Origin of the sequence: Parasutterella muris (assembly GCF_009767915.1) — a bacterium.
In the GTDB taxonomy this organism is placed as follows: Bacteria; Pseudomonadota; Gammaproteobacteria; order Burkholderiales; family Burkholderiaceae_F; genus Parasutterella; species Parasutterella muris.
In genome coordinates, this window is the sequence record NZ_WSRP01000059.1 from 1 (window position 1) to 7,537 (window position 7,537).

At 42.2% G+C, this 7,537-nt stretch carries 4 protein-coding genes; 1 reads left to right on the top strand and 3 read right to left on the bottom strand.

Annotated elements, in window-relative coordinates; translation table 11 throughout:
* Positions 1-158: 158 nt before the first annotated feature.
* The 3 genes from E5987_RS12085 to E5987_RS12095 all read right to left on the bottom strand — a co-directional run bounded on the left by E5987_RS12085 (position 159) and on the right by E5987_RS12095 (position 4,735).
* Positions 159-449 carry a Fic family protein gene (locus E5987_RS12085; protein WP_160336332.1) on the bottom strand — a complete coding sequence of 97 codons (291 nt, stop codon included), beginning with the start codon at positions 447-449 and terminating at the stop codon, positions 159-161.
* Between the two features lie 334 nt (positions 450-783).
* Positions 784-1,278: a hypothetical protein gene (locus E5987_RS12090; protein WP_160336333.1), complete on the bottom strand. Its 495-nt coding sequence runs from the start codon at positions 1,276-1,278 to the stop codon at positions 784-786.
* 52 nt (positions 1,279-1,330) lie between these two features.
* Positions 1,331-4,735, bottom strand: coding sequence for an autotransporter outer membrane beta-barrel domain-containing protein (locus E5987_RS12095; protein ID WP_160336334.1), 3,405 nt, complete (start codon positions 4,733-4,735; stop codon positions 1,331-1,333).
* 700 nt (positions 4,736-5,435) lie between these two features.
* Between E5987_RS12095 and E5987_RS12100 the strand changes: the two genes are divergently transcribed.
* Positions 5,436-7,244, top strand: a complete 1,809-nt coding sequence (locus E5987_RS12100; RefSeq protein ID WP_160336335.1) for an IS1634 family transposase — start codon at positions 5,436-5,438, stop codon at positions 7,242-7,244.
* Positions 7,245-7,537: the final 293 nt, after the last annotated feature.

Consider the following 7,537-nt stretch of genomic DNA (forward strand, 5'->3'; position numbering starts at 1 on the left):
CAGGGATTACTCTTTAAACAGTAAACTTTAACTAGGTTTAACAACATCAAGTAGTCAACCGATTTCAGGAAATGACACTGGCAGAACAATTAGCTAGCTACTATTACGAGAGGGGGCGTTCGAACACTTGAGAACACCGTTCGAATGGTTGAGAGAATTCATTGAGCATGCTTTACAGCTGCCTGAACAATTGGGTTCAAATCATTTCGTGAGAGAAATGAAAGCCAATTGTCTAACAAAGATTGCAATAAAAATGGATTTGGCGGAATATAAATTGCCTTCTCAATTCCATCTCCAGGGCGCCCAATGTGTACCTGTACTTTTCTTGGCTCACCTGGAGTTTTATACATGCCTCTTGCTCCATCTAGCAGCTTGGAATGCAAGCCCTTCACAAAGGATAAAGAGATATTCCTGTTTTTATTGATAATTTCATCCAGACCATCAAGCATAGCATCTCGATAGTTCAATACCTCTTGGACGTCATCTTTACGTGATGCTGAAACAGGGCGAACGTGTCGGTATCTTTGTTGCCAGAGACGTGGACTTTTCCAAGGTTTATCAGCTGAAACCCGCTAACCGATAAATACTCAAACAAATATTGCCTGAAAAAAGAAGGGGATGTAGCAAAATTGATATCAATTTTGCTACATCCCAGACCATCTATAAACCGAGGAAACTTTCAAAATTTTTATGATCCAAATAAGACAATAACTACAACTTTTGTTTCCATTAATCCCAACGCAATCCTATCTTCAGAATGCTAAAGTGGGATAGGGGAAAAACTCAATTTCCCAGTTTTTCTTGGTTGTCTTTTCTTTCTGTTTTTATGCGGTATAGATAACCCTGATTAGATCGAACTTTTGCAACAATTCGTTCTCCGCGCTTGCTCTCAATTGTTTTAACGAACCCTAAGGTCTCCGGTTTATTCTTCTTACAGTATTTAAAGTGCTTTTTCTCCTCTTCACTTTGAGGATTTTCTGGAAGCGGTTCAAAAGATGCTCTCAGCTCATGAGAACCAGAAGAAAGATAAAGTACAGAACGTTCTCGAGGATATAGAACCATAGTTAATTGGCCGTCCAGCCATAATCCTATACCGCATTCTCCTGTTGCTTCTCCCGTCTCTAGATACAATGGGAAAGTTCCTGATTCCTGAGAGTGTGGAATAAAAATTCTGTTTTCAGGAACGGGCTTTAATTCATCTTGGACACTGTTTGTTTGAGCCAGAGCTACAGAAGACAAACTGGCCATCAGACATAAAAAGTACAATTTTCTTTTCATAAGCTTCTCAGGTTGGAGTTGTAGACTCCAACCCCTCTAACATTATTTGGAATTAGAAAACATAACGCAATCCTATGTCTGCTCGATATTCTTGCTTGACATCGGAAGCGAAAGAACGTTTTACTTGAGCAAAACCAAACACATCTTTGCGGAAGTTGTAACTACCGCCGACTGTTATCTCGCCCCATGTATCTTTCAGGCTTATTTCGGTTTTGTTTTTGGTTCCTGAATCTAGTGAGTAAGTACCTTTGTACTTCGCTGAAAACTCCCTCAGAGCGTCAACTTTTACGAAGGCACTTCCTTCTTTAAATTCACGTCCGACTGAAACGCCCGCGCGCCCAATCAGACTATTGAGTCCGGAAGTTCTGACGTTTATATCTGAACTAGTTCTGCATTTTGCCCCTTTAATATGGCCGTAATTTAATTGCAACTGTGGATCAATGTACCACTCATCATTCACCATGAACTTTTTGCCAAACTCCGCTCCAATCTGATAAGCATATGTATGATATTTTCCTTTCGAAAGGTATCTCATCTTATTGCTTATCGCTGTATAGTCATGATGAATTCTGCTTGCTTTAAAAATTAAGTCTAAGTAGGCATTGTTATTAAATTTTTTTACTCCGTACAGAGAGACTGAGCCAAGCCAATTTTTCCCGCTGCCACTATTTCTTAGGTCTGTTTTACCGCGCGTATAAGTTAATCCGCCACCTAATATCCAACTTCCGCCGTCTTCTTTATTAAAGACATGATCAAAACCAAGTTGAATACCATAGTACTCATGCTTAAAGTAGTGATTTCCTTTGTCTAATGTATTTTTCCCGCCTAATACTCGAAACCAACCGCCTTCAAGATCAGCTCTATCTCGCACCTCACCCATTCGCTGGTACAAAGTTTCATTTTCTAAACGCCAAAGGTAATAGTCTGACAAAGCTACAGAGTCGATAGCATTGACAGTAGACGATGGTTCTTTAGGAGGGTCTTTAGGGGGATCTTTAGGAGGATCTTTTTCCTGCACAGTCTCTTCAAAGATTTTTTCGCCTATTTCTCCTTCCCAAGCATAAAGTGCTTTGGCATTATCGGTGGTAACTGTGATAGCTAAAGGAAAGCCATTTTCATCCACGAACTGACCTTCTTCATTAACTGTTATTTCTTTGAAATCTCCAGCTTTGTTTGTATATCCGAGTTTACCGTCCTGTACTACCAAGGTCAGAGGAGTTCCTGCCGCAGGTATCTCATCGTTTGGATCATCTGGGTTTGAATTATCCAAATCTCCTGCCCCGCCAGCCGCAATGTTGGTATCTAAGGGAGAGTCGCTAGGCTCTTCTGTAGATCCTCCGGCCGAGTCAGGGTCTTTGGGTTCGTTTTCTAAATATACAGCGTTATAACTTGTGCGAGGATTTGACTCAAGAGCTAAAGTGACTTTTCTATCGGACGCCGTGTAAGAAGTAAAATTTCCGTTTTCGTCTACCAACTGGCCATCAGTGGGAACCAATTTAAGAGTAGCTAAGTCTAGAGGGTCCCGAATATTGTTTTGATTGCCAACTATTTCAGGATCTTCATAGTAATACTCTTCTTCATATCCGCCATTGATTTTGCCTTCATTAATATAGACTTTACCGGCTATGTACTTATATTTTTCGTAGACTCCCTTATCGTCTTCCCATTTTTCTAAATCTACACGCTCTCGTATATTATCAATACCCTCATTGACAAATAGATTATTCACGGCTGAACGCATGATCTGATATGCAAAGTGCTCATCAGGGACATCATCGGCTGAAATAGGAATCTGAACATCTAAATGGGAATTATTATTGGCTAGAGTTTTTTCCACGTTCTTCAGAAGAACCCCTCCGCTTATGATTCCGTAACCTTTACCAACGAAATTCCATCTTAAATTACCCTCTCCACTTGTATTTTCAGTGTCGTTTGCTTTAGCTGCCTCGAAACTATCTTTATCAAAATAAGCCGAAATCAGTCCTCTACCGCGAAATACACCTTGATCATTAATGGAACTGTACTTTCCCAACGCAACGTTGTATGTTTCAGTTGTTTCGTGTCTATCATCCCCCAACACTAATTGGGTCGTTAGTTTAGAAAGCTCAACATCCTTTGCGCCTTTGCTTACGATAAGGTTAACGTTATCGCTTAAAATCAATTGGTTCCTGTGGGAATCGTCGGCTATCAAATATAAGGTCGAATTACTTGGATATAAATTTTGAGATGTGGTTGTATTAGCTACTACGACATCTCCTTTCAGAATACGAAAATTGCCTTTTAGCCAGGTTGATGTCTCTGCTTTTTCAAATGCATCCCCGTCCATTAATGGATTAACGAATACAGAAAAAGCGCTGCTGCCTGCTTTGGAATTATCTACATGTATATCCACATATTCCCGTAAACCTGTACCGGTTGGTTTGGATTCTATAGTTTGGACTCCGCCGCGGTTGTAGATTCCATAGCTCTCATTAACCTTTGAAGCTTGAACTCTAATCTCCTGAGTTAATCCTATGTACTGTGTTCCAATGTCTCGTTCGTCTCCTCTTGCAGCTCCGCTATCGCTCCAGTTGTAAATTCCTACAACCGGCAAAATCGTAGAGACATAATCTCCCTCGGGAGTCCAAGCGCCTCCTGAGATATTACTAACTGCGTCACTGACAAGAATTCTGTCGACAGAATTAATTCTTTGCTCTCCTCTATCGGAGGTCATTGCAATAGTTCCGCCGGCTATTCCAAAATTAGTAGCATAGATTGTTCCGATTCTATGGATGTATTGCTGCTTCCCATATACATCTTCAACTCCTGCTGTAAAAGGCTGATCTTCATCTCCTATCTGTTCAATAGGCATATAGATCATTTGTCGAGCTTCAGCTTCAAAATTCCTGACAGCAACTCCCCTACCAGTTGAACTTTGAGTTCCTGTTAAAGAACAGTTAATTGAAATCTTCTCAATTACACCTTCGGGTTTGGTGGGTGATTTACCTAAAATCTGTTCACCGTGCGAATTGTAAATAACGCCTCCATCACTTCCTGAAACGCCATAGCCGAATAACAAAAATCCTGGGCGTGAGGGCTTATTGGCTCCAACATTAGCTAACAGTTCTTTAAAATTACCAGTGATAATTTGGGAAGATCCAACCCCATCAGTATGAAATATATTTCCCGTTTCAGATGAGATAATTGTTTGGCCTGTTAAAGCAATAGTTTGTTTTCCCGCGCTTTTAAAAACCTTTCCGCCTTTAGCGGAGATGTGCAATTGAGGCACAGTAGAAAAAATGTTTTGTTCCAATGAAGAACGGAACAAAGCCATCGTCCGGTTATTTCTTTCTGTCAAACTAATAGAAGAGGAGATATCTCCGATAATTTGGTAGCCGGCCCCTAGGTTTTCGACACTTCCTAGATCGCCAATAAGTTCAGAAGCTAATGTATTGAAAGAAAAGGGGGAAATAAGCAAAAGGGCTAAAGCCTTATACCCCCCCACCTGCGTAATAACGATTTAAGGATTAAATCATGCATATTTCTTACCTCGGGATTTATTTATGTAATACGCTTACATTTTCCCTCTAAATAAAACTCCTGAGAAATAGTACTTCTCTTGTTTTAGGGTTTATTTGATTAGTAATAACGTGTAATCATTTTTCCTAGAGTCTAACGTTACCCATAAGTTAACTTGGATAAATATCCCGCTAATTTAATAGATAGTTTGCTAAAATTTCGCCACTGACCCGATTTGTGCGATTTTTGAACTGGAATTGACCGGTTTGTTTTGAGAATTCAGTCAACCGCATCGGTAAATAACAAAGCAAAACGGCCAAGGATTCGCACTCCGAGGCCGCTTTAAGGAACAGATAAAACGCATCGTTCTAAATCTGTCGCCACTAGCATAAAACTATCAGGCCAAGGTACAATCCTTTGACCACAAAAGGAAGTGCCTTCATCCGAAGTCCTCGCTCTCGAAACCTACGCCAATCCCTTAATTATGGGAATTAGCAAAGGATTACGGCGTCAGCCGCAGCTGAATTTTTGCGTTTCTTGATACTTCAAATTTAATCAACCAAGTCAAAGTATAAAAAACTTATTGAAATTTAACGAAATTTTCTCCCAAATAGTCTTTTTTCATGTAAAATATAGATACTCTTTTTATGGCATCAATCATGAAATATCCAAAACTTCCTCCCTTGATCTTGAAATCAGGTCATTCGAATTACTACCTGTTTACGTACAAAAACGTATGGGATCCTCTCAAGAAACGCTCGCGCCGCACAGAAAGCCGCAAGGTTGGAGTCATCATTTCCGGAAATAAGGAAGGACGTATTAAGTGGAACGATGAATTTCTGAAACAAAAACCGGAACTTGCAAACTTTGTTTGCGAGCGCAAAGGCAAGGAATATGTTTTCACGCCGCTCGGGGAAAATGGTCTCACACTAACTCAGGCTCTTTCAGTCAAGACACTCCATGCCGGAGCGACCTGGGCGCTGGACAGGATAGTTCAGGCGTCCCCTCTGGGAGGCGCTCTGCGAGAAGCGTTTCCGCGTTTCAACGACTACCGTAAGATTCTCTCACTCGCCTATTTCATCATCCTCAACGCAGACAATAATGTCAGTCGTTATGCTTCTTTTGCCGAAACGACAAGGCTTCCGTGGCAGCGCCCCTTGAGTTCCTCAGCATTGAGTCGGCTCTTTGACCGCATTGGAGAGGAGCGCATAGAGGTATTCTTTCGGGCGATGCACCGCGCTTGGCTTGAAGAGAAGCAAGCCGCAGGAAAAGATCGCAGGATTGTTCTTGCACTGGACTCAACATCCATTTCAAGCTACTCGAAAAGGCTTGCAAATGTGGAATACGGCTTCAACAAGGACGAAGACAATCTGCCGCAGATCAATCTTCTCCTTCTCGTTGACCAGGAAACCGGATTACCTGTTTACTACCGTTATTACGATGGTAATGTGCCTGATGTCAGTACCGTAAGAAGGGTCATAGCAGACAATGCCCGATTGAAACTGGAAAATGTGATGCTGGTGTCGGATAAAGGTTATTGCAGCACCAACAATATCAATGATTGCCTGAGAAATGGCGTGAGTTTTATCTTCAATATGCGGTGTGGGGCAAGGGGAAGCCTCGCTCAGGAGTTAATTGAACAGTCCCGCAGCGCCCTTGAAGACCTTAATCGTCGCGATTGGTTCACACGTACGGCTTGCGTTACCCAAGAGCTGGAGTGGCGCTTCGACCCATACCCGATAGAAGGGAAAAAAGCGCGAAACGACGAAAGACGAAAACTCTATTGGCATATCTTCTTTGACCGCCGGTGCGCAGAGGAAGCTTCTGAAACGCTTCTGGAGCGTCTTGATACGGTACGCCGCAAGCTGGATCAAGGCAAAGCACTTGATGACAATGAAACTACTCTTCTGGAGAAGTTCTTTACGCAGGCCAATGACGGCCGTTACTGCGTCGTCAACAGCAAGGTGCAGCAGTATCTCGCCTTCAAGGGATACAGAGTGCTTGTGAGCGACACTGAAAAAGACGCCCGCAAAGCTTGGATCGCCTACAAAGAACGTTGGATAGTGGAAGATGCCTTTAAAACTCTCAAGTATCGCCTAGGCTGCTCGAGGAATCGTACTTCGAGAAACGGGACACTGGTCGGTAAGATCTTTGTGCAGTTCTTGGCAACAGCCATTTCGATGATGGTGCGCTGTCGGATAAAGCAATATGCCTTTAACGCAAACAAAAATCAAAAGATCAACGTAGTCTACGAGAGTGACGGAGCAATTCTCGCCTTGTTAAACAATGTCCAGCTGATACGGTTCAATGAGGGGAATTACTTTGGCGAGGTCGCCGGTAAAAGGCGCCGCTATTTTGAAGCTCTTGGAGTTCCTGTCCCTGTAGCCGGGGCTCAGCTCTCTGAGGACTACGACGGCGAGGAAGATATCGACGACCAGGAAGAGCTTCAATCCGATCTCGTAGTGTAGGGTTTGATAGATACCTCAAAAACGCAAAATTTCAGGCGGATGCTATTTGAAGCTCTTGGAGTCCCGGTTCCTGATGCAGAGCCGGAAAAGATACGGGACTATGAAGACGACGAAGAAGAGGCTGACTTCTAGCCTGAATTCCCAAAATTCTAGGAGCTATTTTTACAAATAGTCTCATCTTCAATTTAACTAATTGATTTTATACCCCTTTTGAGCAATGCATGGATGGACTTCTTTAACTTCATAGGCGATAATTATAACCTATGAAAGAAACCAATCACCCTACAAATATG